This is a genomic window from Geodermatophilus maliterrae (assembly GCF_041018925.1).
GTDB lineage: Bacteria > Actinomycetota > Actinomycetes > Mycobacteriales > Geodermatophilaceae > Geodermatophilus > Geodermatophilus maliterrae.
Genome location: NZ_JBFNXQ010000191.1, coordinates 1 through 2,173, shown reverse-complemented (window position 1 = coordinate 2,173; position 2,173 = coordinate 1). Strand labels below are relative to the sequence as shown.

The 2,173-nt window shown below is 73.9% G+C and carries 1 protein-coding gene; it reads right to left on the bottom strand.

The window, feature by feature from the left end:
- Window positions 1-2,173 (bottom strand): SF1B family DNA helicase RecD2 (gene recD2 / locus ABQ292_RS26345; protein ID WP_369210661.1); only part of this gene is annotated, 2,173 nt, incomplete at both ends.

Sequence of the window (2,173 nt, the reverse complement as noted above, 5' to 3'; positions counted from 1 at the left end):
GGGCGAGGGCGGTGTGCCGGCGTCCGGAGCCGGCGGCGCGCACGGCCTGGCCGAGGGCCCTGGTCGAGCCGACCAGCACGACGAGACGCTTGGCGCGGGTGACGGCGGTGTAGAGCAGGTTGCGCTGCAGCATCATCCAGGCGCTGGTGGTCAGCGGGATGACGACGCAGGGGTACTCGCTGCCCTGCGAGCGGTGGACGGTGACGGCGTAGGCGTGCACCAGCTCGTCGAGCTCGCCGAAGTCGTAGTCGATCGCCTCGTCCTCGTCGGTGACGACGGTGAGGGTCTGCTCGACGCCGTCGATGGCGGTGACGACGCCCTGGGTGCCGTTGAAGACCCCGTGGGCGCCCTTGTCGTAGTCGTTGCGGATCTGGGTGACCTTGTCCCCGACGCGGAAGACCCGTCCGCCGAAGCGCTTCTCGGCCCGGTCGGGCCGAGCCGGGGTGAGCGCCTCCTGCAGCAGCTCGTTGAGCGCGGCGGCACCGGCCGGCCCGCGGTGCACCGGGGTCAGCACCTGGACGTCCCGGCGCGGGTCGAGGCCGAACCGGGCCGGGATCCGGCGCACCACCACGTCCACGGTGAGCCGGGCGGCCTCCTCGGCGTCGTCGGTGCTGAAGAGGAAGAAGTCGTCGAGGCCGCGGACCTGGGGGTGGTCGCCGGCGTTGATCCGGTGGGCGTTGGTCACCACCCCCGACCGGCTGGCCTGCCGGAAGACCTGGGTCAGCCGCACGTGCGGGACGGGCGTGCCGTCGGCGAGCAGGTCGCGCAGCACCTCACCGGCGCCGACCGAGGGCAGCTGGTCGACGTCGCCGACCAGCAGCAGGTGCGCGCCCGGCGGGACGGCCCGCACCAGCTTGTTGGCCAGCAGCAGGTCCAGCATCGAGGACTCGTCGACGACGACCAGGTCGGCCTGCAGCGGGCGGTCCCGGTCGAAGGCGGCGTCCCCGCCGGGGCGCAGCTCCAGCAGCCGGTGCACGGTCACCGCCTCGACCCCGGTCAGCTCGGTGAGCCGTTTCGCCGCCCGGCCGGTGGGCGCCGCGAGCACGATCCTCGCGCCCTTGGCGGCGGCGAGGGTGACGATCGAGCGCACCGTGAAGCTCTTGCCGCAGCCGGGGCCACCGGTGAGGACGGCGACCTTCTCGGTCAGCGCCAGGCGCACGGCCTCCTGCTGGCCGGCCGCCAGGTCCACGCCGGTGCGCCGGTGCAGCCAGGTCAGCGCGGCGTCCCAGTCCACACCGGCGAAGGCCGGCATCCGGTCGGCGTCGGCGGCCGCCAGCCTCCTGAGCCCCGCGGCCAGGGAGACCTCCGCCCGGTGGAAGGGGACGAGGTAGAACGCCACCGTGCAGGGCTCCCCGTCCGCGCCGGGGAGCTCCTCGCGGATCACCCCCTGGTCGGCGACCAGCAGCGCCAGGCAGTGACCCACCAGATCCGCCGGGACCTGCAGGATCTCGACCGCCCGGGCGACCAGCTCGGGCCGGGGCAGGAAGCAGTGCCCCTGCCCGGTCGCCTCGGAGAGCACGAACTGCAGCCCGGCCTCGACCCGCTCCGTGCTGTCGTGCGGGATCCCCACCGCGGCGGCGATCGTGTCGGCGGTCCGGAACCCGATGCCCCACACCTCGGCGGCCAGGCGGTAGGGCTCGGCGCGGACCACGCCGATCGAGGCGCCGCCGTACTGCTTGTAGATGCGCACGGCCAGCGAGGTGGAGACGCCCACGCCCTGCAGGAAGACCATGACCTCCTTGATCGCCCGCTGCTCCTCCCAGGCCGCGGTGATCAGCCGGGTCCGCTTGGGGCCCAGGTTGGGCACCTCGGCCAACCGCGCCGGCTGCTCCTCGATCACCCGCAGCGCGTCGGTCCCGAAGTGGTCCACGATCCGCTCGGCCAGCCGCGGGCCGATCCCCTTGACCAACCCCGAACCCAGGTAGCGACGGATGCCCTGCACCGTGGCCGGCAGCACGGTGGTGTAGTCCTCGACCTGGAACTGCCGGCCGTACTGGGGGTGCGCTCCCCACCGTCCCTGCAGTCGCAGCGTCTCTCCCGGTTGCGCGCCCAGCAGCGAGCCCACCACGGTGACGAGGTCACCGCCCCGCCCGGTGTCCACCCGGGCCACGGTGTAGCCGCTCTGGGCGTTGGCGAAGGTGATCCGCTCCAGCGTCGCCTCCAGGACCGCCCC